Origin of the sequence: Dethiobacter alkaliphilus AHT 1 (assembly GCF_000174415.1) — a bacterium.
Taxonomy (GTDB): Bacteria; Bacillota; Dethiobacteria; order Dethiobacterales; family Dethiobacteraceae; genus Dethiobacter; species Dethiobacter alkaliphilus.
The window spans coordinates 26,779-53,489 of record NZ_ACJM01000017.1; the positions used below are offsets into that span (position 1 = coordinate 26,779).

The following is a 26,711-nucleotide window of genomic DNA, read 5'->3' on the forward strand; positions in this document are numbered from 1 at the left end:
GGGTAAAACCTCCCTGCATTGTTATATTTATAAATGTAGATGTAACCTGTTTTTAGTAGGGCAGCATTTTGTCCAAACGCTTGGTCTCTGCAGCGCAAACCACGGAGTTTTTGCGCAGACGACGCTTACGCTTGGGAGCTTTTTTCTCCAAAATATGGCTATGGTTAGCCCGGCTGCGCTTATACTTGCCGCTGCCGGTTTTCTTAAAGCGCTTTGCTGCACCACTGTGTGTTTTCATTTTAGGCATAGCTGTTCCCTCCTAGCTTGTTTTCGGCGTTAGAATCATAATCATGTTTCGCCCTTCCACTTTAGGAACGCGCTCCACATTGCCCAGGTCCTCTACATCCTTTGCGATGCGCAGAAGCAGCTTCTGCCCCAGCTCCGGGTGGGTAATTTCTCTCCCGCGGAACATGACCGTGGCTTTCACCTTATCACCGTTTTCCAGAAAACGGCGGGCATTCTTAAGCTTTACCTGGAAATCGTGTTCTTCAATGTTGGGACGAACTTTTACTTCCTTCATTGTGATGGTTTTCTGATTTTTGCGGGCTTCCTTTTCCCGCTTGCTCTGCTCGAACTTGTATTTCCCAAAATCCATAATGCGGCAGACAGGCGGTTTGGCAGAAAGCGACACAGCCACAAGATCCAGGTTTTTCTCCCCGGCAATCCGCAGCGCCTCTTTCAAGGGCATAATCCCCAGCTGGTTCCCTTCCTGATCAACAACCCGTACTTCCCGTGCCCGGATTTGTTCGTTAACAAGTGTGTCCTTACTAATTTTATATCACCTCCAAAATATCATACCAAAAACCAATAAGAAAAAGCAGGTGAGAATCCACCTGCTTTTCATAGCAAAATATACACACATAAACTGTGGTTATTGCTGACCCTTTCGGCTTTGCCTTGGGGTGAGAAGCGGTGGCTTCTGCTTGACGCAACTAACTATATCATATTTTTCCTCTTAAGTCAACGCTGCTTGTTGGCGATCTCTGCTGTGATCTTGGCCAGAAAAGCATCCACTTCCATGGAGCCCACATCTCCTGCAGCACGTTCCCGCACCGAAACTTGGCCGGCTTCCATTTCCTTGTCGCCCACCACCAGCATATAGGGAACTTTCTGTACCTGGGCTTCCCGGATTTTATAGCCTATTTTTTCATTGCGCACATCGGCCTCGGCACGAACACCGGCTTCTCTAAAGCGCTCCACCAGTGTCTGGGCGTACTGATGATGCTTGTCCGTAATGGGCAGCACCACAACCTGCTGCGGCGCCAGCCACACCGGAAAGGCTCCGGCAAAGTGTTCAATCAGTACCGCCATGAAGCGTTCAATGGAGCCGTAGATTACCCGGTGAATCACCGCCGGACGGTGCTTTTGACCGTCCTCACCCACATAGTGAATATCAAATTTCTCCGGCATCTGGAAATCCAGCTGGATAGTGCCGCACTGCCAGGTGCGGCCAATGGAATCCTGCAGGTGGAAGTCAATCTTTGGTCCGTAAAAAGCACCGTCTCCCTCATTTATCACAAACTGCATGCCGCGCTCCTCCAGCACCTCACGCAGCGCATTGGTGGCCACATCCCACATCTCATCGGAACCCATGGCTTTTTCCGGCTTGGTGGACAGTTCCACATGATAATCAAAGCCAAACACATTATATACCCGGTCGGTAAGCTCAATTACCTTGGCCACCTCTTCTTTAATCTGCGAAGGCAGCATAAAGATATGGGCGTCATCCTGGGTAAAAGCCCGGACCCGCATCATGCCGTGCAGTGTCCCGGAAAGCTCGTGGCGGTGGACCAGACCCAACTCTCCCATCCGCACCGGCAAATCACGGTAGGAATGCATTTTTGTTTTATAAACCAGCATGGATCCCGGACAGTTCATGGGCTTTACCGAAAAATCCTGCTCATCAATTTTGGTAAAGTACATATTTTCCTGATAATGGTCCCAGTGGCCGGAGCGTTCCCACAATACCCGGTTGAGAATTATGGGGGTCTTAATCTCATCATAGCCTGCTTTACGGTGCTCCTCACGCCAAAACTCCTCCAGCGCATTGCGGATAATCATGCCGCGGGGATGCAGCAGAGGAAATCCGGGGCCTTCATCCTGAATGCTAAACAAGTCCAACTCCCGGCCCAGTTTGCGATGATCGCGCTTTTTAGCCTCTTCCAACCGGTGCAGATACTCATCCAACTGCGAGCGCTTGGGAAAGGATGTGCCGTAAATCCGCTGCAGCATCGGATTATTTTCACTGCCCCGCCAGTACGCACCGGCCAGGTTTAAAAGTTTAACCGCCTTTACCCGTCCGGTGGTGGGCAGATGCGGACCGGCACAAAGATCCACAAACTCGCCGCAGCGGTAACAGCTAATCACCGCATCTTCCGGCAAATCCTGAATCAACTCCACCTTATAATCCTCACCCAGTTTGTTGAAATACTCCACCGCCTCCTGCCGCTCCAGTTCAAAACGCTCCAGCGGCAGGCTTTCCTTGATAATTTTCTCCATCTCTTTTTCGATTTTCTCCAGATCTGCCGGCACAAAAGACTCACTGTAGTCAAAATCGTAATAGAAGCCGTCTTTAATAGCCGGACCGATACCCAGCTTAACACCCTTAAACAGCCGCTTTACGGCCAGGGCCAGAATATGGCTGGAGGTGTGACGATACACCTCTGCCCCTTCATCATCGGCAAATGTGAGAAAACGCACCTCTGCATCCTCTGTAAGCGTGTATGTCAGATCCCTTACCACACCGTTAACCTTAGCCGCCACCGCCTCTTTTTTCAGCCGGCCGCCAAGATCTGCCACCACATCACTTACGGTGGTGCCGTCGGTATATTCACGTACTGATCCGTCAGGTAATGTAACTTTAGGCAACATCATCACTCCATCCTACATATGTCTGCAATCATCATAAAACCTGGAAAACAGCCTGTCAAGTTTAGACCAGCCAGAACACCAAAAGGGCCTGCAGCAAACCGATTATAAAACCCAACAGCGCACCCAGCCATTCAATCTGTTTTAGTTCACGCCGCGCCACGGTAATCACCATCTGTTCCACCTCAGCCAAAGAAAGGGCATTAATCTTATCCTCCACAATGGTGCGCACATTGACCTGCTCCCGCATACGGGAAAAAAACATCCCGGCCATCCGGGGAAACTGCCGGGCCACCTCTTCGGCCACCAAATCCCGCAATACATTGCTGCAGTACTGGCGCAGTGGGCCTGGGAACATTCCCATCCTTTCACCGCACCAATCCTGAACCGCCTCTTTCACCAACCGCTCCACTTCCAGCTGCATCTGAGGCATGTCCACCCGACCTGCCAGCTCGTCCACAGAGAATAGCTGTGCAGCCACCACTTCTCCCACGTTTTCAGCAATCTGGCCTCTTCTTTTGGGAATCAGGCCCTGCAGCACAATGGGGAACGGACCCAGCCGCACAGGCTCCAGCGGGCGAAACAAGAGGCGAATCGCCAGCACATTGGTAATCCAGCCAATAACCGCGCCTGTCAGAGGTAAAAGGACAAAAATCATTATCTCTCTCCTTCCACCCCTATATTTTACCACGTTCGCCACAAAGAAATAAAGACCGGCTGTCAGCCGGCCTATTTCTCCTTTAAAGTCAGGTGTTTACTTACTTCCTGACACAGTTTGCATCGCTTGCATAGTGTAACCCGGTTTTCAAAAACATGTTTTAAGGTGTCCGCCGCTTTGGGAAACCTGGCATGCACATTACGGTGCAGCATCACCCGATGCGGAGCCACGGTTATCAGCATACTTACCAACTGGTCTTCTTCGTCCACAAAGCTGTCGTCCCAGTCCCACTGCATATTATCCTCGGACCACTCAATGGCCTGATAATGTTCATCAAGCAAATTAATCTGTCCGTCCTCATTGGCGGTGACATGGATTAAATCCATCTTGGGCTCCTGCAGTGCCACAAAATACTTCAGCAATTTGATAAATTCCTGATATTCCTTTTCCAGCAAGAAATCATTTACCGCATTATCCACACATTTTCGCAGCAATTCCAGCCAAACCCGCAGGCGAAACACAATAAAGCCGTGCAGGTTAAAATATCTGCTGCCCTCCAAAAAACCGCGCATCTGTTCCAACACTTCGCTGTAAACCTGGCCGCCACCGTCTTTTACCCGCTCATTTTCATAGTGTTTCTGTGCCAGAGCAAGAATTTCCCGCCGTTCATCACTGGGAAAGTAAAAGTAGTAATGTGATAAAATATCCGCCAAATATGGCACAGACTGCTCACTCATCACAAATTCCGTTAAATTCTCAGCTAATATCCGCTTAAACAGCAAACCTGCCTCATAATCAGTTTCTGCGCCTTTCTTTTCCAGAACACAAAGATAGTGGGGCCAGTCGTTCATCATCTTCTCCCGAATCTGTACCCTACACCCCGTTTTTTTAAAAAAAACATGCCCTCTTCCAGTCTCTCTAACAGCCCAGGCGTGGTGTATTTTACAGCTATCGCAATCATTGCCAACGCTGTCAACTCCCTTCTCCTGTATTATATGACTGGAAGAAAAAATGTATACTTTTTCCCCACATCTTACCAAACCTAAGAAAGACGTGCTGTGAGCACGTCTTTTTGGGACACGGGGACAGGTCAACTGTCCCAAAACTTCTTTCCTAGTGCTTGGGACGGAATGTTGCGCAATCAGTTTCTTCCGTATCGGAAGCTGCGGGAGGCTGAATCTCAATATTTGAAGCCATGCAATGATCACCGTTATCCCAATACTCGCAACTGTCCACCACACATTTTACCCGTGTAATAGGATTCGATTCTCTTGAAGCGCTCATAAAATCCCCTCCTTTTCATATTCTGTTCTTATATTTTGCTTCTGTGGGCATCATTATTCCTTCCTTATTCACTATTCACCCTTCCAAAGATTTCTCCAAGAGAAACCTTGCTTTTCACCCCGTTTTCTGGTACAATAATTCTTGCGTTTAAAAATAAATATGGGTCGTTAGCTCAGGGGGAGAGCACTACCTTGACACGGTAGGGGCCACTGGTTCAAATCCAGTACGACCCACCATTATTAAAGATAAAACCTGTCCGGAAACGGACAGGTTTTTTGTTTAGCTTTATTATGTTAGCGAGCTATTTTCTTAAGTAATTCAATATCTGTCTCATGGCGCTGCAACGTTTTGACTGTCTCTTCCTGAAACCTCACCGTTGCTGTTTTAAATTCCAGCAAACCGGCAGTCTCCTCATAAATGTAGTCAACTTTTCTGCTCATTGCAGCCTGAGCATGCTCCAGGCGATCCATGCGGGAATCTTGCTGGTCCATCCGGCCTTCCAGCTTGTCCATCTGACCTTCCAGCCGATCCATGCGACCTTCCAGCCGGTCCATCCGGGCATCAAGCTTGTCTATTCGTCCCCCAAGTGAACTTTCCAGTCCATCGATCTTGTCTAGAATCTGGTTTAAAATCTGTTCCATACAGATTCCTCCAAAACACATATTTCCAACAGGGACATTATATCATGCCTTCATTAGATTTTAAACATATTTATCACCTCCCGAACACCTGTTTGCCTATAATTTAACATGAAATGTATTGTGCTGTCAATAGTACTTAAAAGAAAAAGAAGCCTTTATGTATAAGGCCTCTTAGGTATTCTTTAAGCGGGAAGCATGGCGGCAAAACGCTCCAGGCGCCGCTCCATCTTTTCTTTTTTATATGGTTCCCAATATCCTTTTTGCCTGCCCGCCGCATCTTTTATGTCTTCGTTTAATTGATTGACAATTGCGGCCTTTCCTTGGCGAATCCGTTCTTTTTCCTGAAGCAAATCAATACCTTCGGTTATTTCTTCCTGCAGTTCCCTGCATTCCTGACGCATCTGCTTCAATAAGCTGTTAAGCTGATAAACATCGGACTGGTACATATCGGCCTCCTTTTAGGCAATAAAAAAACTGCTTACCGAAAAGCAGGCTCAGAACCTGCCCGGCAACCGGCTGTCATCGCTGTAAAAACAGCATTAGACCCTTGGCTTTGCGTCCCTGCCTTTCGACAGGTTTGCCTTTTTCAAGCATAAAACTATATATTTTTCACCATAACCTATTCTGTAAAAACAGCTAATATCCTGCCTGTTTCGACAAATTTTTGACCAAGATTTAGACCAAAAAGACCATCCTGTTTGGATGGCCTGTAAGCATTGCGCTTTATATTATAAATGGTGCCGGAGACCGGAATCGAACCGGTACGGCCATGGTGGGCCGAGGGATTTTAAGTCCCTTGCGTCTGCCTGTTCCGCCACTCCGGCAAATAGTTCTTTACATAAAAAATGGAGGCGACACCCGGATTTGAACCGGGGAATAAAGGATTTGCAGTCCTCTGCCTTACCACTTGGCTATGTCGCCCCGCCTGTTATTTAGTTGGCATATCCATATTAGCATACGGAAGCCCGGCCGTCAAGTACGGCCAATATTTGGATTAATTAAGGCGCACGGTGTGCGCCTGAGTTAGTTTCTTATGGAGCGGAAGACGGGATTCGAACCCGCGACCCTCGCCTTGGCAAGGCGATGCTCTACCACTGAGCTACTTCCGCGTGGTGCCGAGACCCAGAATTGAACTGGGGACACGCGGATTTTCAGTCCGCTGCTCTACCTACTGAGCTATCTCGGCAAAATAAATGGCGGAGCTGACGGGAGTCGAACCCGCGATCTCCTGCGTGACAGGCAGGCATGTTAGGCCTCTACACCACAGCTCCGCAATCTTTTTGCGCACTCAATCTTGAGCACTTCTATAGTATACACAACGGCATATGAAAAGTCAACAGCTTCTATGCATGTTTTTTGCTGGAAATAAGAGTAAATTTGAGCGTAAATTTATTCGGCGTAATTCTTCTTTTCGTCTTCCAGAGTGTAATAAATAAGGCTCTGCAATTCAATGGTCAGATCAGCATTGTGCACATGGACTTCCTCCGGGACATGCAGCTTGGTGGGAGCAAAATTGAGAATTGCTGTGATGCCGTTTTCCACCAGTTGATCCACCACATCCTGGGCCGGCTCAGCGGGTACTGTGATCATGGCTACCTTTACATCATGCTCTTTGATTACTCGCGGCATTTCTTCCATGGACATCACTTTGTGGCCTTCAATTTCTGAGCCGTGCTCCTTAGGGTTGGCATCAAAGATACCCACCACTTTTACATATGGGTTTTTGGTAATATTGTAACGGGTCAGCGCTTTGCCCAGATGACCCACTCCCACAACAACTAACTTGGTCTCTTTGTCCAGGCCAATAATGCGTAGGAGCTTTTCACGCAGATAGGTGGTATTATATCCGGTGCCACGGGTGCCAAAGGCTCCGAAGTAAGCAAGGTCTTTACGTATCTGCTCTGCGGTAAATCCGGTTTCCTCACTTAGGACACGGGATGAAATGATTTCCACGTCCCTGCGAATCAGGTTATCCAATATTCGCAGATAAACCGGCAACCTTTTAATTACTGATTTTGGGGCATTCCGACGAGACATTCTTTTTCCTCCTCCTTCACGATCCTGCTTCTTTTTTTTTTATTATTTCACATATAGCATGCAGTACTGGTTGTAAAGAGTGATTACCAAACTTGTTAATATTTTAACACATTCCATGGAATAAAAACACAAAAAATTTTATATTTCGGCAATTAAAACCATCTTTCTACGATGAAGCGGGAAGCTGTGTCTAATGTCTGACGGCATGGGTTCCGGGGCAACGGCTCTAGCGCCCGCTGAGCAGCCTTTACATATTGCCAGGCGTAATTTTTGACAAATTCTGCGCAACCATGTCGTTCCATTTCGGTTGTTAGAGTTGAGAGTAGTGAATCATCTATCTGACGGGATGCAATCTGAGCGGAGAACTCCCTGCCATGAGGTGAAACCTGCAATACATGGAGGATTGGCAGGGTTATGACGCCTTGGCGCAAGTCTTCGCCCAAAGGCTTGCCAATGGTGTCTTCATTGCCGGTCACATCAAGCAGATCATCGATTAGCTGAAAGGCCATCCCCACATTATAACCGTAGTTTTCCAGGGCACAGATAGCTTCGGTATCCTGGGGCCGGGCCACAATCCCTCCGCTTTTGGCACAGACCATAAAGAAACGGGCAGTTTTTTTGGCAATACGCTGCAAATAGTTTTTTATATCTAAATCGGTGCAAAACCGTTGAGCCTGTTGTTGAATTTCTCCTTCACTCATATCGCGCACTAACGCGGACATCTCTTTAATCAGAGAAATATTGCCGTATTCGGTCAGTAACTCAAACGCCCTGGCAAAAAGATAGTCTCCCGTTAAAACAGCAGTATGATTTCCCCAGGCTTCATTTATGCTGGGCTTGCCGCGGCGCACTTTTGAAGCATCCACCACATCATCATGAACCAACGTGGCGGAATGGATCAGTTCCAGGGCCACAGCTACCGACAAGTGTTCTTGCGGCTCTTCTTTCCACAGTGCCAGGGACAGAAAAAAAAGGGCAGGACGGATGCGCTTTCCCGGTGTTTCCAGAAGATATTTGTTGATTTCCTGAACCACAGGTTCCTGGGAAGTTAGTATCAAAGACAGTTCCTCTTCCAGTTTTGCCAGAGGACCTGAAATCTGTGAAGTAAAATCCAAAACCACACCACCTTTGGTAACCGCAATGTTTAGATTTATTCAAGATTTTCTAAAAGAACTCCTTCTTTAGTGCCTGTAGTAATTATATGACTCATAGCAGGGAACAATTGCATTTGCAGCAATTTTTTGTTATTCTGCAATAAAGGTGGGGTGAAAATGACAAAAAAAGCTGAACAACTAAAAGAAGAAATAATATGTACGCTAAAAAGCGGCGGTGCTCCCTATGCGGGCATTGCTGATTTAACTAAGGCAGAAAACGGCATGAACCTTCACGTGGAGCCCAGACTAAAGCGTTTTGAGCGGGCTGTGTCCTTCATAATACCTTTTCCCCGCTCCGTTATTGAAGAACTGCTGGAGGGGCCCACTCATACATACCTGCACTATTACCGTGCAGTAAACACTTTGATTGATGATTTATCCATCCGCCTGTGCGCCTTAATTGAGGCGCATGGTTTTGAAGCATTTCCTGTTCCATCTTCTCAGCGAACCGGCAAACACCGACTCGACAGTATTTTCCCGCACCGGATTGCCGCCTTTTTGGCCGGCATGGGCTGGATTGGCAAAAGCGGCTGCCTGGTAAATCCCACCTTCGGGCCACGGGTCCGTTTGGGAACGGTGCTGACCACCGCTCCTCTTGTGCCCGATGAACCCCTTGAGGTCCGCTGCGGAGAATGTACCCGCTGCGCCGAGGCCTGTCCTGCCCAGGCCATCAAAGGCAGGCTGTTTGCTCCGGACATACCGCTTACTGAGCGCCTGGCACCGGAGCGCTGCGACAGCTATCAGAATGAAGTAAGAGATAGGTTTGGTAAGCGTGTCTGTGGTTTATGCCTGGCGGCCTGTCCGTACGGAAAGCCGCATTCAGCGGCGGGTAATGGCCAGTAACAGCGGCGGCCGGTTAATCTGGTTTATTAGCTGATATTCCAGCACAATGTAGTCCCTCTGCGGCAGGGTGGCGGCAAATTTGCGCACCGCCTGGTATTCCTCCGGGCCACCGGCATGGCCGGTGTAGACCACCAGAGTTATTATGCCGTTTTTGTTTAGTTTTTCCACCGCAACTCCCAGGGCAGCCACTGTTGTTTGGGGCTGAGTGACAACCTCATGGTCGCTGCCGGGCAGATACCCCAGGTTAAACATCATGGCGTCAATGCCGCTTTGGACATAATCGTCAAGATTGGCATGGCTGTCGGTATAGAGCTGTACTCTGTCCAAAAGGGCTGCTTCTGCCAGCCTTTCTTTTGTGGCATCAACGGCCTGCTGTTGAATATCAAAGGCCAGGACGGTGCCGCCTGGACCCACTTGCTGGGCCAGAAACAGCGTATCATGCCCGTTGCCGCAGGTGGCATCCACGGCAACGCCGCCGGTAGGCAGCTTTTCTGCAATCAACTCCCGTGCAAAAAGTAACGGTTTTTTCATTATATCACCCGGTTTTCTTAAAAAGCCTGCCGCTAGTCGGCAGGCTTTCTTGATGATTCTTTTTCACTGATGTAGAGATTGCCGTCGGTATCCAGGCTGGCAAAAAGCACATCTTCAATGCGGTCCACCCCTTTTTTCTGCACCTCTTTTAACAGCCATTGTTCATCAAGATGAAGTCCGCGCAGGTTGTTGAAGTGGATATGACCGTCAAAAACCAGGGGCGTGGGCATACCCTCATACTTGGTGGGCAAACCCAGATCCTGGGGAGTTACCGGACGTTTCTCCGGCCTGAGAATTACACTCAGTTCTCCGGAAGTTTCCAGCACCGCATATTGGACGTCCGCAATATTGGGAACGTCCTTTACGCGCAGTTGAGTAAGTAAATCGGACATATTATAGCGGAGTTTGCGCATTTCCTTTTCAATAATCTTGCCGTTGGCAATAACTATACTGGGTCCTCCGTCCACAATGCCGCGGATAGTATGGCTTTTCATACTTAAAAAGGCAAATAAAATCTCCAGAGCCACCAGCGTAAAAATGGGAATCAGGCCTTCATGGAGGGGCATATCAATTTGTTCCATGGACATGGCCGCCAATTCGGCAATCATAATGGCCACCACCAGGTCAAAAGCCGATAGTTGCCCCACTTCCCTTTTGCCCATGATGCGGATGGCAAGCAAAACCGCCAGATATAAAATCGCTGACCGTGTGAACAAAGCCCATTCCAAGTAAAGCACTCCCTTAATTTTGGTACTACATTAGCTTTACCAGGAAGAGACTCTTTATGCTGTTTTGCGGCTTTGGGTTACCGTCCCAGCACGCGGTCAATTACCGCCAGCAGCTCATCGGGACGGAAAGGCTTGGCCATATAATCATTGGCGCCCAAATCCATGGCGCGCTGGATATCCTCCTCCTGTGCACGGGCACTGAGGACAATTACCGGGATATCCTTCATTTCTTCCTTCTCTTTCATAATCTGCAGGGCATCCAATCCATTAAGCTTGGGCATCACCAAATCAAGAAGCACCAGCGCCGGTTTTTCTGCTTCAATTTTACGCAAGGCATCTGCTCCGTCTTCGGCCACTTCCACCTCCAGGCCTTCACTGCGCAGGCAGATGGTAACACCAAGTACAATGTTCTTTTCGTCTTCAACTAACAGAATCTTATTGCTCATGTATTTTTTCCTCCTCCTCTTTTACCGGTAGCGTAAACTTAAAGCAGGCACCCTTATCCAGGTCACTCTCCACCCAGATACGGCCTCCGTGGGCCTCTACTATCTCTTTGGCAATGGCCAGGCCCAGTCCGGCGCCTCCGGCACTGCCGTTACCTTTCACCTGTGCGTATTTGTCGAATATTTTTTTATGATTACTCGGTTCAATGCCCACACCGCTGTCACAGACAGAGATGAAAACTTTCCTGTCCCTATGCCAGGCAAAGATATTAATATCGCCTTCTTCCGGCGTGTAGCGGATAGCATTACCCACCAGATTGGTAACAATCCAGGTGGCTTTTGTGGCGTCCACCAAAACGTTGGGCAGATCCTCAGGGATCTCAATATTTAACTTAATACCCTTTTCCTTTAGCTGAAGCTCCAGCGGGCCGATGGCGGCCGTAACCATTTCACACACCCGGGCGCTCTCCAGCTCCATTTTAATTTCCCCTTCTTCCAGCTTGGACAGGTTTAAAAGGTTGCTGACCAACCGGGTCAGCCTCTGGGCATCATCACGGATAGCCTGGGTCAGGGCCAGCCCCTCGCCGCTTAGTTCCACCTGTTTTCCCGCCAAAAGCAATTCCGCCGCCATGACGATGGAAGTTAGGGGATTGCGAAACTCATGGGAAACGGTGGCCACAAATTGGGTTTTAAGCCTGTCTGCCCGCTCGTAGTGGGTAACATCGGTGACAAGCAGCACGGTACCCACCAGTTTACCGTCCTCCATCATGGGAGAGACCTCAACCTTGAAATATTGCTCCTTGCCGTTGATGGTTACATTCAGAGTTTTCGGCGCCCCATCCTGATGCCACTGCCCGCCGGCATCAATTTATTTTTTTTATGGTCCGGTTAATTTTGCGATGGCCAAAAACGTTAATAAAGGGTTGTCCCACCGCGGCAGCCACATCCACCGCGAAAATCTCTGCGGCACGTTTATTGATGAAGCGGATTGTAGCGTTAGCATCGGTGACAATAGTTCCTTCCGGCAAGCTTTGCAACACCGCCTCCGCCTGAATTACGGGAAGCTGCCGCTTGGATTTGGACATCTTCAGACCCCCTCTGACTTATTAACAGGACCCGGGACCATCCCAGGCTGGGCAGGCATTTATGCAGCGGAAGCAGTTATAGTACATACCCAAAGCCAGCGCCTGATAGTAGTTCCACCAATTAGGGTCACCTAATGCAGCTTGTGCCCCCTGTGGATTTTCCATCTGTTTGGCCAACCAGATATTGAAATTAGCCAATCCGTATGGTTGGACATGTGTCAGACATTTAAACACATCCACCTTGCCGCTGTCATGAATGGCCTGCACCGGGCATGCTTTAACACAGGCACAGCAGTCCTCACAGGGCGATTCATCTGTCATTTCATGGTCCGGCACCAACTCCGCTGTGGTAACAATGGCAGCCAGCCTGACACGCGATCCAAATTCTTTTGTCAACAGCAAACCGCTACGGCCTATTTTTCCCAGACCGGCAGCCACAGCCAGATGCTTAAGCGATAGGTCTCCCGACATCCCTTTGCGCTCCCGGCTCATTTCGATGGGAAGCATCAGGGGAAGTGTGGCGGCCTGATAATTCATCCGCTCCAGAAAGCAGCCCGCTTCATAACAATCCCGCTCCAGCTGCCTATAGTGTGAATTGCTGTGTGCCGTGGAGACACGGGGGCTGGGACTTTCAATGGATCCCCGCAGCATGCGGCGGCCGATCACTACAACAGAACGGGCGCCGGGCAGAACATCTTCCACAACCCGCGGTGGATGATAGGACGGGATCTCATCAATAGCTGCAATACCGACCAAGTCAACACCTTGCCTGTACAAAAAGTCCTTAACTTCTCCGGTCATCATGATACAACATCCCCTTCCTGATCTGATCTTACTTTTTTTCTACATAACAATTTTTTCCGTATGTTTCTTTGGCAAGTAACGCCCCGATTACCGCCAGGGCCATAAAGGCCAGTCCAAAGCTAAATGCCCAGAAGTAAGCCTGTTGGGGATAAATTTTTACCCCTTCCCGTAAAACTCCGTCCCACTGCAGGTCCAAAAGAAAGCCCAACAAGGGCTGCATCAGGGCAATCCCCAGAAACCCGCCGATATTTACCACCGCAACTGCGGTACCTGCAAATTCAGGGGGATTTACTTCCTTGCCCAGCGTAAAGGTCAGCGTCATACCGCCGCCGGCGACGCCAAATAAGAAGCAGATGGGGTACAGTGCGGCCACAGGCGGGCGTCCCTGGTTCCAGAAAACAAGCAGTGCCCAGCATAATGTCCCCAAAGCTGCCAGGAATATATAAGGTGCTTTGCGCCGGGCCAAACGGTCTGAGAAGAAGCCGATAAGGGGTGATCCCACCGCCATGCCGGCACCCACCAACAACATCAGGTTGGCCGCAGCGGTCCTGCCCATACCATAAACCTGCATCAAATAAGGCACGCCCCACATGCCCTGGAAAGTTATCAGGGTGCCGTAAAGGCCAAAAGCCACCAAAAAAAGCGGCCAGGTTCGCCAGTTACGGATTACCAGCGTCATCTGCACAAGATTTTCTCTCAGCCGCACACCTATGGGGCGGGTTTCTGCGGCTACAACCACATTTGGCGGTACATCCCGCACAATAATCCAGGAAGCCACCGCAATCACCAGGGAAAAAGCGCCGATTACCACAAAGGAAAACTGCCAACTGGTGGCGTCAACTAAAAACGCCAGCGGAGTAGTGGCCAGCATGGCACCAAAGTTTCCCACCAACAACAGTAATCCGGTGATAAAAGCAAACTCCCGCGGCAAAAACCAGACTGCGTGGAATTTAAGAATGGAAACAAAAATAATGGAAACGCCAAGCCCTACCAGGAACCTGCCGAAAAAAGCCATGGAAATGGTGGGCGCAGCAGCAAATAAAAGAGACCCAAGGCCGGCAAACAGCACCCCGATGGTGACAGTGGCCCTGGGGCCCAGTGAATCGGCCATTAAGCCGCTGGGCAGCTGCATAACGGCATAAACATAAAAATACATGGCAGCCAGGCTGCCCAGCACCGCGCCGTCACGAATGGCAAATGTTTCCATCAATTGATCGGCCACCACACTGGGGGCTACCCGGTGAATATAAACAATAATATACGCCAGCGCCAGAGCGGCCCACATCAGCCAGCGTCCGGCGCTTTGTCTTGTCTCTTCAGTCAAAAAAACACCTCGTTTAGAACCCCGACGGACGACTTTTCTCTTCCTCAACCAGCATGCGGCGTAGTGTTTTGCCCACCATGTTTTTGGGCAACTCCCGGCGAAAATCAAGGAGCCGGGGAATCTTATAAGCCGCCAGCCGTTCCTTGCAATGGGACAGAATATCTGCCTTGGTCAGGTTCGCGTTTTCTTTCAGTACAATGTAAGCCTTCAGTGTTTCGCCACGGTAGCGGTCGGGGATGCCCACCACCGCCACATCTTCCACTTCAGGCATTTCCAGAATCACTTCTTCAATGTCCTGCGGGTAAATATTATATCCCCCGGAAATAATCATATCTTTTTTCCGGTCCACAATAAAAGTATATCCTGATTTATCAAGACGTGCAATATCACCGGTATATAACCAGCCGTCCCGCAGCGTCTCTTCTGTTTCTTCCGGCTTGTTCCAGTACCCTTTCATCACCTGGGGGCCCCGGATAATCAACTCTCCGGCCACACCCACCGGCATCTCTTTTGTTCCATACTCCAAATCCACAATTTTACACTCCGTATCCGGCATGGGAACTCCCACACTGCCCGGTTTACGCTCCTTGGTCAACGGGTTACAATGTGTAACCGGCGAGGCCTCGGTAAGGCCGTATCCCTCCACCAACATGCCGCCTGTAATCTCTTCAAACGCATAGGCTACATCGGGGGAAAGTGCCGCCGCACCACTTACGCTGACGCGCACCGAAGACAAATCGCGAAACGGTGTATCTTTATGCGAATTAATGGCCACATACATGGCCGGTGCGCCGGGGAAAATGGAGACCCTGTAGCGCTCTATGTCTTTTAGGGCATGTTCGGTATAAAACCGGGGATGCAGCACCATGGTGGCCCCCATCTCCAGAGCCACGTTCATCACACAGGTCATACCGTAAACATGAAAGAAAGGCAGCGCAGCTAAAAAGACTTCCTTTCCCTCTTCGCACCCCACAAACCATTCTTTAATCTGCAGCGCATTGGCTACCAGATTGAAGTGGGTCAGCATGGCCGCCTTCAGTGTTCCTGTGGTTCCGCCGGTATACTGCAGGACTGCCAAATCGTTTTGCGGATCTATTTCTGCCCGGGGAGCTTTTGGGGCGGACTTTTCCAGCAGATCAGAGAAATTAAGCACGCCCGCTTCCGGCTCCACAGTAAGGGACAAGCCTTTGCGGTACTGTCGGTAGCGGTAATTAAATGAGGCAATATAGGGCATAAAATCCTGCAGCCCGGTATAGATGGCATTCTCAATACCCGCTTCCTCACGGACCGACCGGATCAATGGATGGCGGGTGTCAAGATAAATAATGGTCTTACAGCCCACCTCCGTCAACTGCGGCACCAACTCACGGCCCACATTGACCGGATTAATGGGAACCACCACCGCACCCAAATGCAATACGGCAAAATAGCTAATTATGGTTTGCGGGCAGTTGGGCAGCATCACTGCTACCCGGTCACCTTTTTTAATGCCCAGTTCAGCCAGTGCTGCGGCAAAGCGCTCCACAGCATCAGCCAGTTCGGCATAAGTCATTTTTTTGCCAAAAAATATTGTGGCCGTTTGATTAGGCCATTGGGAGACGGCGCGCTCCAAAAAAACAGACAACGACTGCTCAGGATACTGCAAATTAGCCCTCACATCAGAAGGGTACGACTTCAGCCAGGAAAACGGTTTTGCCTCACGCAACTGCCTCACCCCCAAGCAAATTCATTACCATTGTATTCGCCCTGAAACTGAAATATCCTGCGCACAGCGGACGTAGAGCGCTTTAATCTTCGATGCCAAACTGTTTTGCCACCTCATAATACTTTTCCGGATACATGGGCTCGGCACGCATACCCATAAACGGCGTGGGAATCCGGGCAATGCCGCTTTTATGGGTTGTTTCCACCCCAAAAGCAACCTCGTCCAGCTTGCAGGCCGGAATGGCAAAGACCAACTCGTCATCGGCGGTATGGGCAAAAACCCTCTCTCCGCCACCGGGTATAATTACTTTGCATTCCTGGGTTTGATAAGGCACCACGATTTCGCTGCCGCAGGCGCCCCGGCCGGTAAAGCTGGAGTCAATTTTTCCACCATTGCGGTAGAGCGCTCCCTGAACCAAACGAATGATTTGCGCAGAATTGCCGTACACCAGCACCACGTCGGCGGCAAAATCAGCCTTGGCAAGGGGTGCGGCCACAATTCCTTTCACCGAATCAAGGGGCAGGCGGGGGGTCATTTCCTGGGTCTTTTTGCCCGCCTCCGCAGTTTCTGCATAATAAGGATAGACGATTTCCCCTTCTTTTACCGCTTCCGGCTCTTCCTCATAGCCAAATATCATCATGGCCACTATACAGGAATGGTCTTCCCGCCTAAAACCTACTTTCCAGCCCACACGACGGGCCATGGAAATTCCCTGACACAGCGCCCAACGTCCGGCCACATCTTTGGGGAAGCGGGTTTTTGCCGGAAAATCCTCTCCTTCTTTTATTAACTTCACAGCCACCGGATATGTCAGCGGACGAATATAATCTTCAACCACCTGTAGGAACTTGTTTTGACAAAGCATATCTACCACTCCTTCTATGTATTTTTGCTTCAAAGATTATTTCTGTTTTGAGAGGCAAATTCCCTGCACGTTGTCGAAATATTGGGACTATTTTGCGCACAGCACCAGCTATCGTGCCGCTTCCAACAAAAGCGATAACACTTTAATGACCGGATTCGGTAATTAAGGCCTGATCCGGCTCGTTATCCACTTCTTCCAGTACCACGGCGATGTTCTCGCGGTGGCTGGTGGGGACATTCTTGCCCACATAATCGGCGCGGATGGGTAGTTCGCGATGTCCACGATCCACCAGCACAGCAAGCTGAATGCACTGCGGGCGCCCCCAATCAATGACCGCATCCATGGCAGCACGGATTGTGCGTCCGGTAAACAGCACATCATCCACCAAAATCACCTTACTGTCTGTAATGGGCACATTCACTTTTGTCTGAGCCGCTGGCGGCTTCTCCTCAAAATAGGTCAAATCATCACGATAAAGGGTGATGTCCACATACCCCACAGGGGGCATGGTCCCCTCAATGATACTTATTTTTCGCGCAATCCGTTCGGCCAGAGGTACGCCGCGGGTGCGGATTCCCAACAGCACCAGCCCTTCGGTGCCTTTATTTCGTTCCACAATTTCATGGGCAATACGGGTCAGGGCACGCCGCACACCTTCGGCATCCATAATCTGTTTCTTAATCCTCATCCTGGGCTTCTCCTTTCCCCCGCAACAAATTTAACAGTCGCCTGAATTCCTCCGGCGGCTCACCGGCAAACTCCAGGTAGCGGTGGTCTGTCGGGTGATTAAACCCCAGCAGGCGGGCATGCAGGGCCTGTCCGGACAACTTAAATTTCTGCTTTTTATAGCCATAGACCGGGTCTCCCACAACCGGGTGCCCCAGAGAAGAAAGATGCACCCGGATCTGATGAGTACGGCCCGTTTCCAAACGCAATGCCAGATAAGAGTATTCTCCAAAACGATCCAGAACTTTAAAATGAGTGACGGCGCGACGGCCTTTTTCCGCCGTGGTCAGAGCCATCTTCTTTCTTTCCTTAGGATGACGGGCAATGGCGGCATCAATGGTCCCCTGCTCCACCGCAGGTTCACCATGCACTATGGCCACGTACTCCCGGGTGACACTGTGTGCTTTAAATTGCCGGGAAAGGGACAAATGAGCCCGGTCGTTTTTGGCCACCACCATCACTCCCGATGTGTCTTTATCCAGCCGGTGCACAATACCGGGGCGGGCTTCCCCACCTATGCCTGATAAATCATCACAGTGATGCAAAAGGGCATTAACCAGTGTCCCCCCCGCATGGCCGGCGGCGGGATGAATCACCAGTCCCTTAGGTTTGTTAAGAACCAACACATCCTGATCCTCATATAAAATATCCAGGTCTATTTTTTCCGCGGCAATTTCCGCCGGTTTTACCTCCGGTACTGTTACTTCCACCGTTTCACCGGCCCGGAGTCGATAATTTGCTTTTTGCGGCTTACCGTCCACCTGCACATAATCTTCTGCAATGAGCTTTTGCACCCTGGCTCGGGTCAGCTCTTCAACATGGCGGGACACCGCCACATCCAACCGTTCACCGGCCAAAACCTCATCCACGGTGATAAATGATGTGGCCATCAGGCTTTCCTCCCCAGGGGCCAGATGCGGATGGCCACAAAGGCGCCCACCGCACCAATCAGGCTGACGGCCTGCCCCAGTGTGAGAAAACCGGCGTAGGCGCTGACTTCACGGAAATGCTCCACCACAAAACGATAAATACTGTAGTATAGGATAAATTCCAAAAACAACTGGCCGTCAAAACGGGTTTTATTTCTCCGCCACATTAACACTGCAAAAATCAACATGGAAGCCAAAAAAGCATAGAGCTGAGTGGGATGGCGCAGGGCATCATCCACATAAGAGGCGGGAAGAGCCCAGGCAACATCGCTGCGCCGGCCAAAACAGCAGCCGTTTAACAGGCAGCCGATGCGCACTATGCCATAGCCCAGCATCAAAAACGGCGCCACCAGGTCCGCCACTTTACCCGGCGGCATGTTATGGCGCCGGGAATACCAAATACCTACGGCGATTCCGGCAATAAGACCGCCGTGAAAAGAAAGCCCGCCGCTGCGGACATGAAACACCGTAATGGGATCCGCCAGATATCTGGGCAGCTCCAGCAATATATAGAGGATGCGGGAGCCCAGAATGGCAGCAATCATTATCCAGATAACCATCTCAAAGAGCCTGTCTTCAGAGAGTCCCGCCCGTTTTCCTTCCCGGGTCAGTCCCCACACACCCACAGCAAAGGCAATGGCCAGCATGGCTCCATATCCGTAAACACTCAAACCGCCAACCTCAAACAAAATCGGATGCATATTAAATTCCTTCCTCCCGGGATGTCCTGATTAAGTCAAAAAGAAGCAGGCCAATACCCACCACAATGGCTATATCGGCCACATTAAACACCGGCCAGACACGAAAATCGAAAAAATCGATCACAAAACCAAAACGCAGCCGGTCTATCAAATTACCAATGGCCCCGGCCAGCTGAAGAGCCAGAGCCACACGCATCAGCCGATATTCTGCAGGCAGTTTGCGCAAAAAGCCAATAATTAAAAGTACCACCGCCACCGTAATAATAACAAATAATCCGGTTCGGTGGGCCAAAATACCAAAAGCAGCCCCATAATTCCGCACATATGTAATATGAAACACATTGGGAATTACGGGGACACTTTCGGTCAGGTTCATAGAATTAATCACCAAATACTTTGTTAGCTGGTCCAGAAAAACCATTACTGCAGTAATTATAAATATTGTCAAATTTAGCACCCCAACTGTTGCATATTTCACTTTATTTTACCACAGGGGTGCTGTGGGCACAACTAATCTGGCAGCTGCTCCTCAAATTCATCGTTGGAGATACGGTCCGTATCCTCCACCGCTCCGATGGTTTCATCATTTTCATCCGCCGTCTCTTCATAAAAAACATGATTCAACTTATTATACTGCGCCACATCCTGCCAGGCATCCTCGCCGTCATAGCCGGTATAATCCTTATCCCCCATATAGGAGCGGGCAAAGGGCGAATTAAGGTTCAACTCTTCCACCGGCCGGGGATAATCATGGGGAACACCTTCCGACTTCTTTTTACATTGCACGCAAAACTCCGCATACGGCAACGCATCCAGCCTCTCTTCCGGAATGGGCTTGCCGCAGTTCTCACACATTCCATAGATATCGTTATCCAACTTTTCCAAAGCTTCCTCTACTTTATCCAGTACCATTTGATTTTTTTCATGCAGGGAAATATCCTTGGCCCGTTCATAATTTTCGCTCCCCACATCGGCGGGGTGATTGTCAATTACCGACAGCTCCTGGGTAGCATCACGCAGTCCTTCGTGTTCCTGCATCCCTTCGGTAAACTCGGTCTGCTCCAGCAAATCCTTTTTCAACTGTTCCAACTGCAGCCTGTGACGGATTAAATTCTTGTCCATATTCGTCCCCTTCTCTACAATTGATTTTGTACAATCTTTACGATTTCTGCAATGTAATCACCGATAATGGGCAAATTCAAAACAACCATACGCTGCATGACAAAAATGATGACGGCGGCAACAACGGTGGCGCCCAAAGCCGCACCCACACCGCGGCCCACGCCACCCAGAAAGTTCACCCAGAAAAAACGGCGCGGGTTATTTAAAAGCAGCATGTATTCCGCGATATTAAACTTGTCGATCTCCTGCAGCATCCGGCTTACACGCTGATTTAAACGATTCAGCAGGAATTCGTCATGGCGCGATGGTCCATCCATTTTATCGCCTCCTTCTCCTTAAATTCTCCAATCCGGCAAATAAAATTACAAGCAAAGCGTTATGATTTCCGGCACAGTAAAAACGAAACCAGCCTGAAGAAATCTCCGGGCTGGTTTCGGTAAAATATTGTTTTTTAGAGGACACCGCTGCAGCGGGGGCAGAGGGTGGGATGCTCCGCGCTATCCCCAACGCCTGGATGAATCATCCAGCAGCGTTCACATTTCTCACCTGCTGCGGTACTTACTTTAACGTCCAGGCCCTTATTTCCGGTGGGCTCGTGGAGAGTGCAGGCGGAGACGATGAAAATCTCCGGCAGGCGGTCTTTAAACGGCGCCAAAGCCGCAAAAGCTTCTTCATCGGGATAAAGATCCAGGGCCGCACTTAAGGAAGCTCCGATGAGCTTTTCCTTGCGGGCCTCTTCCAGGCGCCGGGTTACCACATCGCGGTAGTCCAAAAGCTTCTGCCAGCGGTTGGCCAGTTCTTCGTCTTTGTACTCCGGACGGCTTTGCGGCCAGTTGGAAAGCTGAACCGATTCTTCTTTTTCTCCCGGCAGATAGCCCCACACTTCCTCGGAAGTAAACGTAAGGACCGGAGCAATAAGCTTGGTGAGGGTAACCAGAATTTCATGCATCACCGTCTGAGCAGAGCGGCGTCCCGGTGAGGCGGCCGGCGAGGTATAAAGACGATCCTTTAGCACATCCATATAGAAATTGGACATTTCAATGACACAGAAGTTATGGATGGCATGAAAAACCACGTGGAATTCAAAATCATCATAGGCGCCGCTGACCCGCTCCACCAGCACCTGCAAACGGTGCAGGGCATAGCGGTCCAACTCATCTAAAGCATCGTAGCTTAGCGCATGGGCCTGGGGGTTAAAATCATGGCAGTTACCCAGCATATAACGAATAGTGTTGCGGATTTTCCTATATACTTCCGCCAACTGTTTTAGGATGTCCTGGGAAACCCGCACATCACTTCTAAAGTCGGTGGAGGACACCCACAGACGCAGGATATCGGCACCGTACTGCTTGATGATGTGCTCCGGCGCCACCACGTTGCCCAGGGATTTGGACATTTTTTTCCCTTCACCGTCCACCACCCAGCCGTGGGTCAGGGTGGACTTATAGGGGGCGCGGTCTCTGGTGGCCACCGAAGTCAGAAGCGAGGACTGGAACCAGCCGCGGTATTGGTCCGAGCCTTCCAGATACAAATCCGCCGGCGAGGTCAAATCCGGGTTTGTTTCCAGCACCGCTACGTGGGTGGAGCCGGAATCGAACCAGACATCCATGATGTCACTTTCTTTGCGGAACTCATTGTGGCCACAGCCACAGGTTGTGCCGGCGGGAAGAATTTCGTTTGCTTCCCGGGCAAACCAGGCATCGGAGCCTTCTTTGGCAAAAAGTTCCGAAACCGCTTTGATGGTTTCTTTATTAATTAATTCTTTATTACATGAAGTGCAGTAGAAGATGGGAATAGGTACACCCCAGACACGCTGGCGGGAAATGCACCAGTCGTGGCGGTCCACAATCATGTTATGAATCCGTTCTTCTCCCCAGGCAGGGATCCACTTTACGTCTTTGATGGCCTCCAGCGCTTGTTTTCTGAAACCTTCCACCGAAGCAAACCATTGTTCCGTGGCCCGGAAAAGGACCGGCTCTTTACAGCGCCAACAGTGGGGGTAGGGGTGCTTTAAGAAGGAGAGGGAAAGCAGTGCACCTTCTTCTTCCAACGCCTGGGATACCCTTTTGTTACCTTCGTTATAATGCAGTCCGGCAAAAGGTCCTGCCTCCTGGGTGAAACGGCCGGCATGATCCATGGGTGCAAAGATATCCAGGCCGTAGCGCAGCCCCACTTCATAGTCCTCCTGGCCGTGGCCGGGGGCGGTATGGACACAGCCTGTACCGGCCTCCAGAGTCACATGCTCTCCCAGCACAACCACAGACTCCCGGTCATAGAGCGGATGCTTGCAAACAATACCTTCCAGCTCTTTTCCTTTATATTTGGCCACAACTTCATAGCCTGTGATCTCAAAGGTTTCCATCACATCGCCAAAGAGCTCTTCGGCCAGAATCAAGTCCCCGTGCTTTGGTGTGCGAACCCGCACATAGGTGAAGTCGGGGTGAAGGCTGATGGCCAGGTTGGCGGGAATGGTCCACGGTGTGGTGGTCCAAATCACAAACCAGACATTCTCCGGGTCGGCAATTTTTCCCTTGGCATCGGTCACATTGAAGCGAACGTAGATTGACGGCGATTTATGTTCCGCATATTCAATCTCTGCCTCCGCCAGTGCCGTTTCACACTGGGGGCACCAATGAACAGGTTTTAAACCTTTGTAGATGTAGCCTTTATTGGCCATTTCGCCGAAAACTTCAATCTGCCTGGCCTCAAATTCGGGCTTTAAGGTAACGTAAGGGTTATCCCAGTCACCGCGTACGCCAAGGCGCTTAAACTGCTCACGCTGTATATCAAGAAAGCGCAGAGCATAATCGCGGCAGTGGCGGCGAAACTCCAGCGGGGTTACTTCGTTGCGTTTTACTTTACCCTTCTTGACCACCTGATGCTCGATGGGCAGTCCATGGGTATCCCAACCGGGTACGTAGGGAGAATCAAAACCGCTCATGGACTTATGCTTGACAATGATATCTTTTAACACCTTGTTTAAAGCATGCCCCATATGGATATCGCCGTTGGCATAGGGGGGGCCGTCATGCAGCACATACTTTTCCTTACCCTGCCTGCTGTTTCTCACCTTCTGGTAAATATCCGTTTTTTCCCACTGCTCTAAAAACTCCGGTTCACGTTTGGGCAAACCGGCCCGCATGGGGAAATCTGTTTTAGGCAGATTCAGCGTTTTGCCATAGTCTTTTTCTTCCATCATCCGACCTCCAAATAGTATTTAAGAAAAATAAAAACCCGTCCTGCATGAGGACGGGAGTTTTTCCCGCGGTACCACCCCGCTAACCGCAACATAAAACGCTGCGGTCACTTCAGTTGATAACGGCCAAAGCCGGCGCCGGCTACTTAATTCACCTGCAACTCCCGGGTGATTTTCGGCAAAGGGGTGTATCGGGCTTGCACCATCCCCGACTCGCTTACACACCGGACTTTACATACTCGTCCCGTTCATGGTCTTTATGTTTTGTAATTTTTTGTGTCCTAACTAATCGACATAATTTTCTACAGTATAAACAAAAAGGCCATACGCTGTCAAGCAGTGCGTACAGCCCGCATTAAATGCAATTTTCTAAGCGCCTCGCCTGGCCTCTTCTTCGGACTGTTCATCCAGGGTGATCCAGTCTTCCATCTCCAGTGCGGCCAGTTGGGCCTCCACCAAAGAACGGAAACGCATTTTGTAAATTTGCGCCTGCTTATAGACCTCGTCTTGGTCGGCAAGAATCCGGCTTGCCTTATAACGGGCCTCGTCCAGCATCCGGTTGGCATCTTTTTCCGCTTCCCGGCGAATCAGGTCCGCCTCTTTGGAAGCGTTACGCTTTACCTCTTCCGCCGTTTCCTGAGCAACCACGATGGCGTTATGCAGGGTTTCCTCCAGCTTATGATAATGGCTAAGCTTTTCTTTTAACTGAGACATCTGCTCTTTGGCTGAAATATTTTCCTTAATCAGCTCTTCAAAGTCTTTGGCCACACGCTCCAAAAACTCATCTACTTCACTGGCGGACAGGCCGCGCATAGACCGGCTAAACTCTTTATTTTGGATATCAATCGGTGTTAATGGCAAATCAGTCACCCCCGCATAATTTTCCACTCTAACCATAATTTCGTGCTAATTCCCAAAAAATCCTGCTCTTAAATACGTTTTTTCAGCAAAAGCTGAATGCGGCCTTTTTTGCTCTGACCGCGCACCTCCGCCACCTCCACCCGGCCCCGGCCCGCCAGGGAGATAATATCTCCCTCTTTAACGGTGGCGCTGGCGCTGGTTACCGATTGCCAGTTCAATTTTATCTGTCCGGATTTGACCGCCGGTGACAGCTTGCTGCGGGACATGCCAAAGCCGGCACTGGCCACCGAGTCCAGGCGCAGACTGGCCACCGTGGTTTTGATCTCTCGCACCCGGGGAGGAGTGGGTGCCAGCTCATCTGCAGTGATTTCCTTTACAGAGACGGAATACTTACCCACCTCACCCCAGTTTGTTAAAAGAAATGACAGGATTTCCGGGTGTACCACCAGTTGGGCTTTTGACTCACCGATTAACAGAATATCACCAAGTTTTTCACGGCGCAGCCCCAAGCCCAGTACCGCACCCAGATAGTCCCGATGTGTCAGGCCGTCGGCCTTATGGGCCTCCACCTCTATAAAAGCCAGCGGCACACTTTCTTTATCGGCCTGGCGCTGTGAGGGATAAACCAGCAGCCGGGCCCGTTCCGCTTCAGGATAGCCGCCCCAGGTCACTGATTTTACATCCTTAAACAGGTGCAGCACCCGGTCGGCGGTGCGCTGCTGAAAGGGGTCCAAAAAATCGGTACTCTGGGGCTGAGCAGTTTTTTCCAGTAAAGCAATGCGGTCCAAAACCGCACCGGCGGAAATGCGTTCAATATCCTGTTCAAAGCGTTGCAGTATCTTTTCTCGTTCCATATGGCCTCCATTGATGCGATTCTGTTTTAAAAGAAGGTCAGCAGCCTAACTACCAGTCCCTGTACTAGGGGAAGCAAAATCAGCACCAGAATCGGTGATAGGTCCAGATAGGCACCGCCCCCCACACTGACCGGCTTAACCACATTTCTCACCGGCGCCAGCACCGGCTCGGTGAAGCGGTAGGAAATCCGTCGCAAAGACAAAATCAGCGGATGGGTATTGCGGCCCAACTGAATAAAGGAAAAAATGATCCGCGCAAACAACAGCCAGCGAAAAATTTCAAAAATCCAGCCAACCAACCAGATTAACGTAAAAGTTCCCGTACCAAAAATGGTCACCAGCTCCTTACTCTTCCAGAGTTGCGGCCACACCGCGATCCGTCAGCTCTTTGCGCACTTCTGCGTTTACCTCCACCTGGGATGGTGCAAAGACAAAAATCTGCTGACTGACCCGCTGCATATTCCCGTCCAAAGCAAAGGTGGCTCCGGAAATAAAGTCAATGATGCGCTTGGCCTCTTCCTTATCCGTTGCTTCCAGGTTCACCAGTACAGGCTTCCGGCCCTTAATATGCTCCACAATCTGCTGGGCTTCGGAGAACTCCTGTGGCTTGGTAATTACCAGCCGTAAATTCTTGTTATTATGTAAGTTCAGCACCGCACCTTTGCGGGCAGGAGGCCGGGCAAACTCCGACTCCTCCACAATTTCCTCTTCTTCCGTTTCTTCAATTAACCCTAAAAACGACAACGCCTTGTCCCATATCTTTGCCACTTTACTTCCCCCCTGACTTAGTTTCTTTCTCCGAAAATTGCGCTGCCAACGCGCACCAGGTTGGCCCCTTCTTCCACAGCCACCGTATAATCATTGGACATTCCCATGGATAAATACTTCATGGGAAAACCTTTGTTGCTGCACTCCACAAACAAACGGTTCATTTCCCGGAAGTACGGGCGCGCATCTTCCGGATTCTCAGTAAAGGGTGGAATGGTCATCAGCCCCTCAATTTGCAGGTTTTTGCATTGCACTGTTTCTGCGAGAAAATCCTGCAGTTCGGTGGGGGAAATACCGCCCTTTTGCCCTTCTCCCCCCACATTGACCTGAATCAGAGCCCTGACCACCGTTTCCTGCTCCTGGGCCTGTTTTTGCAAAGCCTGAACCAGCCGCCAGCGGTCCACCGAATGAACCAGGGCAAAGTGCCCCACCACTTCTTTGGCCTTATTGGTTTGCAGCCTACCGATAAAATGCCACTGGGCTCCGGGAAAAGCGGCAACTTTGGGCAGAGCCTCCTGAACGCGGTTTTCACCGAATGTGTTCAGGCCCAACTCCAGCGCCTGGCCCACCACCTCCTGGGAGAC

General features: G+C 50.3%; 32 protein-coding genes, 6 tRNA genes, 1 riboswitch and 1 other annotated feature. Of the genes, 2 read left to right on the forward strand and 36 right to left on the reverse strand.

The genetic code is table 11. From position 1 onward, the window contains the following. Nucleotides 1–52: 52 nt before the first annotated feature. The 6 genes from rpmI to DEALDRAFT_RS16575 form a co-directional block, all read right to left on the reverse strand. Entirely contained in the window at nucleotides 53–247 is a 195-nt protein-coding gene (gene rpmI, locus DEALDRAFT_RS13240; protein WP_008518345.1) for a 50S ribosomal protein L35, read from the reverse strand. Between the two features lie 12 nt (nucleotides 248–259). Beyond that, nucleotides 260–772 (reverse strand): translation initiation factor IF-3, encoded by a 513-nt coding sequence (infC, locus tag DEALDRAFT_RS13245; RefSeq protein WP_164473698.1) that lies wholly within the window; start codon nucleotides 770–772, stop codon nucleotides 260–262. Nucleotides 773–960: 188 nt separating this feature from the next. Next, on the reverse strand, nucleotides 961–2,871 hold the full coding sequence (thrS, locus tag DEALDRAFT_RS13250) for a threonine--tRNA ligase (protein ID WP_008518349.1): 1,911 nt from the start codon (nucleotides 2,869–2,871) through the stop codon (nucleotides 961–963). 61 nt (nucleotides 2,872–2,932) lie between these two features. Beyond that, complete coding sequence (locus tag DEALDRAFT_RS16230) at nucleotides 2,933–3,526, reverse strand: DUF445 domain-containing protein (RefSeq protein ID WP_008518350.1); 594 nt, start codon at nucleotides 3,524–3,526, stop codon at nucleotides 2,933–2,935. 71 nt (nucleotides 3,527–3,597) lie between these two features. Continuing rightward, nucleotides 3,598–4,380 carry a putative sporulation protein YtxC gene (gene ytxC, locus DEALDRAFT_RS13265; protein ID WP_083798802.1) on the reverse strand — a complete coding sequence of 261 codons (783 nt, stop codon included), beginning with the start codon at nucleotides 4,378–4,380 and terminating at the stop codon, nucleotides 3,598–3,600. Between the two features lie 259 nt (nucleotides 4,381–4,639). Beyond that, a complete protein-coding gene (locus DEALDRAFT_RS16575) occupies nucleotides 4,640–4,810 on the reverse strand; it encodes a DUF1540 domain-containing protein (protein WP_008518356.1) in 171 nt (56 codons plus the stop codon). A gap of 161 nt (nucleotides 4,811–4,971) precedes the next feature. Between DEALDRAFT_RS16575 and DEALDRAFT_RS13270 the strand changes: the two genes are divergently transcribed. Next, nucleotides 4,972–5,046: transfer RNA gene (locus tag DEALDRAFT_RS13270), tRNA-Val, on the forward strand. Nucleotides 5,047–5,103: 57 nt separating this feature from the next. Here the strand turns inward: DEALDRAFT_RS13270 and DEALDRAFT_RS13275 are convergent. From DEALDRAFT_RS13275 to DEALDRAFT_RS13315, 9 genes are all read right to left on the reverse strand, one after another. Next, nucleotides 5,104–5,451, reverse strand: a complete 348-nt coding sequence (locus DEALDRAFT_RS13275) for a DUF4164 family protein (protein ID WP_008518358.1) — start codon at nucleotides 5,449–5,451, stop codon at nucleotides 5,104–5,106. 182 nt (nucleotides 5,452–5,633) lie between these two features. Further along, on the reverse strand, nucleotides 5,634–5,897 hold the full coding sequence (locus tag DEALDRAFT_RS13280) for a hypothetical protein (protein WP_008518360.1): 264 nt from the start codon (nucleotides 5,895–5,897) through the stop codon (nucleotides 5,634–5,636). Nucleotides 5,898–5,955: 58 nt separating this feature from the next. Then, nucleotides 5,956–6,043: riboswitch (cyclic di-GMP riboswitch) on the reverse strand. A 143-nt stretch (nucleotides 6,044–6,186) separates the two neighbouring features. Continuing rightward, nucleotides 6,187–6,275, reverse strand: a tRNA-Leu gene (locus DEALDRAFT_RS13285). Nucleotides 6,276–6,297: 22 nt separating this feature from the next. Beyond that, nucleotides 6,298–6,372, reverse strand: a tRNA-Cys gene (locus DEALDRAFT_RS13290). Nucleotides 6,373–6,485: 113 nt separating this feature from the next. Further along, a tRNA-Gly gene (locus tag DEALDRAFT_RS13295) sits at nucleotides 6,486–6,560 on the reverse strand. 1 nt (nucleotide 6,561) lies between these two features. Continuing rightward, nucleotides 6,562–6,637 (reverse strand) — tRNA-Phe (locus DEALDRAFT_RS13300). A gap of 8 nt (nucleotides 6,638–6,645) precedes the next feature. Then, nucleotides 6,646–6,722 (reverse strand) — tRNA-Asp (locus DEALDRAFT_RS13305). Nucleotides 6,723–6,840: 118 nt separating this feature from the next. Continuing rightward, nucleotides 6,841–7,488 (reverse strand): redox-sensing transcriptional repressor Rex, encoded by a 648-nt coding sequence (locus DEALDRAFT_RS13310; RefSeq protein WP_008518362.1) that lies wholly within the window; start codon nucleotides 7,486–7,488, stop codon nucleotides 6,841–6,843. 152 nt (nucleotides 7,489–7,640) lie between these two features. Next, on the reverse strand, nucleotides 7,641–8,603 hold the full coding sequence (locus DEALDRAFT_RS13315) for a polyprenyl synthetase family protein (protein WP_008518365.1): 963 nt from the start codon (nucleotides 8,601–8,603) through the stop codon (nucleotides 7,641–7,643). Nucleotides 8,604–8,759: 156 nt separating this feature from the next. On the opposite strand from DEALDRAFT_RS13315, the gene DEALDRAFT_RS13320 reads away from it, so the two are divergent. After that, nucleotides 8,760–9,485 (forward strand): 4Fe-4S double cluster binding domain-containing protein, encoded by a 726-nt coding sequence (locus DEALDRAFT_RS13320; protein WP_008518367.1) that lies wholly within the window; start codon nucleotides 8,760–8,762, stop codon nucleotides 9,483–9,485. Here the strand turns inward: DEALDRAFT_RS13320 and DEALDRAFT_RS13325 are convergent. From DEALDRAFT_RS13325 to DEALDRAFT_RS13420, 21 genes are all read right to left on the reverse strand, one after another. Beyond that, entirely contained in the window at nucleotides 9,462–10,016 is a 555-nt protein-coding gene (locus DEALDRAFT_RS13325; protein WP_008518369.1) for a tRNA (mnm(5)s(2)U34)-methyltransferase, read from the reverse strand. The genes DEALDRAFT_RS13320 and DEALDRAFT_RS13325 overlap by 24 nt on opposite strands. 32 nt (nucleotides 10,017–10,048) lie before the next feature. After that, nucleotides 10,049–10,744 carry a YetF domain-containing protein gene (locus tag DEALDRAFT_RS13330; RefSeq protein WP_008518370.1) on the reverse strand — a complete coding sequence of 232 codons (696 nt, stop codon included), beginning with the start codon at nucleotides 10,742–10,744 and terminating at the stop codon, nucleotides 10,049–10,051. Between the two features lie 77 nt (nucleotides 10,745–10,821). Then, nucleotides 10,822–11,190 carry a response regulator transcription factor gene (locus tag DEALDRAFT_RS13335; protein WP_008518372.1) on the reverse strand — a complete coding sequence of 123 codons (369 nt, stop codon included), beginning with the start codon at nucleotides 11,188–11,190 and terminating at the stop codon, nucleotides 10,822–10,824. Next, nucleotides 11,180–11,956 (reverse strand): sensor histidine kinase, encoded by a 777-nt coding sequence (locus DEALDRAFT_RS13340; RefSeq protein ID WP_008518373.1) that lies wholly within the window; start codon nucleotides 11,954–11,956, stop codon nucleotides 11,180–11,182. Before DEALDRAFT_RS13340 ends, DEALDRAFT_RS13335 begins: the two co-directional genes overlap by 11 nt. Nucleotides 11,957–12,050: 94 nt before the next feature. Further along, nucleotides 12,051–12,272, reverse strand: a complete 222-nt coding sequence (locus tag DEALDRAFT_RS16235; RefSeq protein ID WP_008518375.1) for a PAS domain-containing protein — start codon at nucleotides 12,270–12,272, stop codon at nucleotides 12,051–12,053. A 21-nt stretch (nucleotides 12,273–12,293) separates the two neighbouring features. Continuing rightward, nucleotides 12,294–13,076: an epoxyqueuosine reductase gene (locus DEALDRAFT_RS13345; RefSeq protein WP_008518376.1), complete on the reverse strand. Its 783-nt coding sequence runs from the start codon at nucleotides 13,074–13,076 to the stop codon at nucleotides 12,294–12,296. Nucleotides 13,077–13,104: 28 nt separating this feature from the next. Then, complete coding sequence (locus DEALDRAFT_RS13350; protein ID WP_008518377.1) at nucleotides 13,105–14,400, reverse strand: MFS transporter; 1,296 nt, start codon at nucleotides 14,398–14,400, stop codon at nucleotides 13,105–13,107. Nucleotides 14,401–14,413: 13 nt separating this feature from the next. Then, nucleotides 14,414–16,114, reverse strand: coding sequence for a long-chain-fatty-acid--CoA ligase (locus tag DEALDRAFT_RS13355; protein WP_143753465.1), 1,701 nt, complete (start codon nucleotides 16,112–16,114; stop codon nucleotides 14,414–14,416). A 73-nt stretch (nucleotides 16,115–16,187) separates the two neighbouring features. Beyond that, on the reverse strand, nucleotides 16,188–16,970 hold the full coding sequence (locus DEALDRAFT_RS13360; RefSeq protein WP_008518380.1) for a DUF169 domain-containing protein: 783 nt from the start codon (nucleotides 16,968–16,970) through the stop codon (nucleotides 16,188–16,190). A 142-nt stretch (nucleotides 16,971–17,112) separates the two neighbouring features. Beyond that, nucleotides 17,113–17,658: a bifunctional pyr operon transcriptional regulator/uracil phosphoribosyltransferase PyrR gene (gene pyrR, locus DEALDRAFT_RS13365; protein ID WP_008518382.1), complete on the reverse strand. Its 546-nt coding sequence runs from the start codon at nucleotides 17,656–17,658 to the stop codon at nucleotides 17,113–17,115. Next, nucleotides 17,648–18,586 carry an RluA family pseudouridine synthase gene (locus tag DEALDRAFT_RS13370; RefSeq protein WP_008518384.1) on the reverse strand — a complete coding sequence of 313 codons (939 nt, stop codon included), beginning with the start codon at nucleotides 18,584–18,586 and terminating at the stop codon, nucleotides 17,648–17,650. Before DEALDRAFT_RS13370 ends, pyrR begins: the two co-directional genes overlap by 11 nt. Then, on the reverse strand, nucleotides 18,586–19,326 hold the full coding sequence (lgt, locus tag DEALDRAFT_RS13375) for a prolipoprotein diacylglyceryl transferase (RefSeq protein WP_008518386.1): 741 nt from the start codon (nucleotides 19,324–19,326) through the stop codon (nucleotides 18,586–18,588). The genes DEALDRAFT_RS13370 and lgt overlap by 1 nt, the downstream gene beginning before the upstream one ends. A 1-nt stretch (nucleotide 19,327) precedes the next feature. Next, nucleotides 19,328–19,783, reverse strand: coding sequence for a signal peptidase II (lspA, locus tag DEALDRAFT_RS13380; protein WP_395858053.1), 456 nt, complete (start codon nucleotides 19,781–19,783; stop codon nucleotides 19,328–19,330). Between the two features lie 53 nt (nucleotides 19,784–19,836). Then, nucleotides 19,837–20,448 (reverse strand): TraR/DksA C4-type zinc finger protein, encoded by a 612-nt coding sequence (locus DEALDRAFT_RS13385; protein WP_008518390.1) that lies wholly within the window; start codon nucleotides 20,446–20,448, stop codon nucleotides 19,837–19,839. A gap of 14 nt (nucleotides 20,449–20,462) precedes the next feature. Continuing rightward, nucleotides 20,463–20,765 carry a DUF5665 domain-containing protein gene (locus tag DEALDRAFT_RS13390; protein ID WP_008518393.1) on the reverse strand — a complete coding sequence of 101 codons (303 nt, stop codon included), beginning with the start codon at nucleotides 20,763–20,765 and terminating at the stop codon, nucleotides 20,463–20,465. Between the two features lie 134 nt (nucleotides 20,766–20,899). After that, on the reverse strand, nucleotides 20,900–23,644 hold the full coding sequence (gene ileS, locus DEALDRAFT_RS13395) for an isoleucine--tRNA ligase (protein WP_008518396.1): 2,745 nt from the start codon (nucleotides 23,642–23,644) through the stop codon (nucleotides 20,900–20,902). A gap of 46 nt (nucleotides 23,645–23,690) precedes the next feature. Further along, nucleotides 23,691–23,905: a binding site (T-box leader), on the reverse strand. Nucleotides 23,906–24,013: 108 nt separating this feature from the next. After that, nucleotides 24,014–24,514 (reverse strand): DivIVA domain-containing protein, encoded by a 501-nt coding sequence (locus DEALDRAFT_RS13400; protein ID WP_395858054.1) that lies wholly within the window; start codon nucleotides 24,512–24,514, stop codon nucleotides 24,014–24,016. 59 nt (nucleotides 24,515–24,573) lie between these two features. Continuing rightward, entirely contained in the window at nucleotides 24,574–25,359 is a 786-nt protein-coding gene (locus tag DEALDRAFT_RS13405; RefSeq protein WP_008518400.1) for a photosystem II S4 domain protein, read from the reverse strand. A gap of 26 nt (nucleotides 25,360–25,385) precedes the next feature. After that, on the reverse strand, nucleotides 25,386–25,697 hold the full coding sequence (locus DEALDRAFT_RS13410) for a YggT family protein (protein ID WP_008518402.1): 312 nt from the start codon (nucleotides 25,695–25,697) through the stop codon (nucleotides 25,386–25,388). Nucleotides 25,698–25,704: 7 nt separating this feature from the next. Next, a complete protein-coding gene (locus DEALDRAFT_RS13415; protein ID WP_008518404.1) occupies nucleotides 25,705–26,127 on the reverse strand; it encodes a cell division protein SepF in 423 nt (140 codons plus the stop codon). Between the two features lie 17 nt (nucleotides 26,128–26,144). Beyond that, nucleotides 26,145–26,711, reverse strand: a 567-nt coding sequence (locus DEALDRAFT_RS13420) for a YggS family pyridoxal phosphate-dependent enzyme (protein WP_008518406.1), incomplete at its 5' end; no start/stop codon positions are given.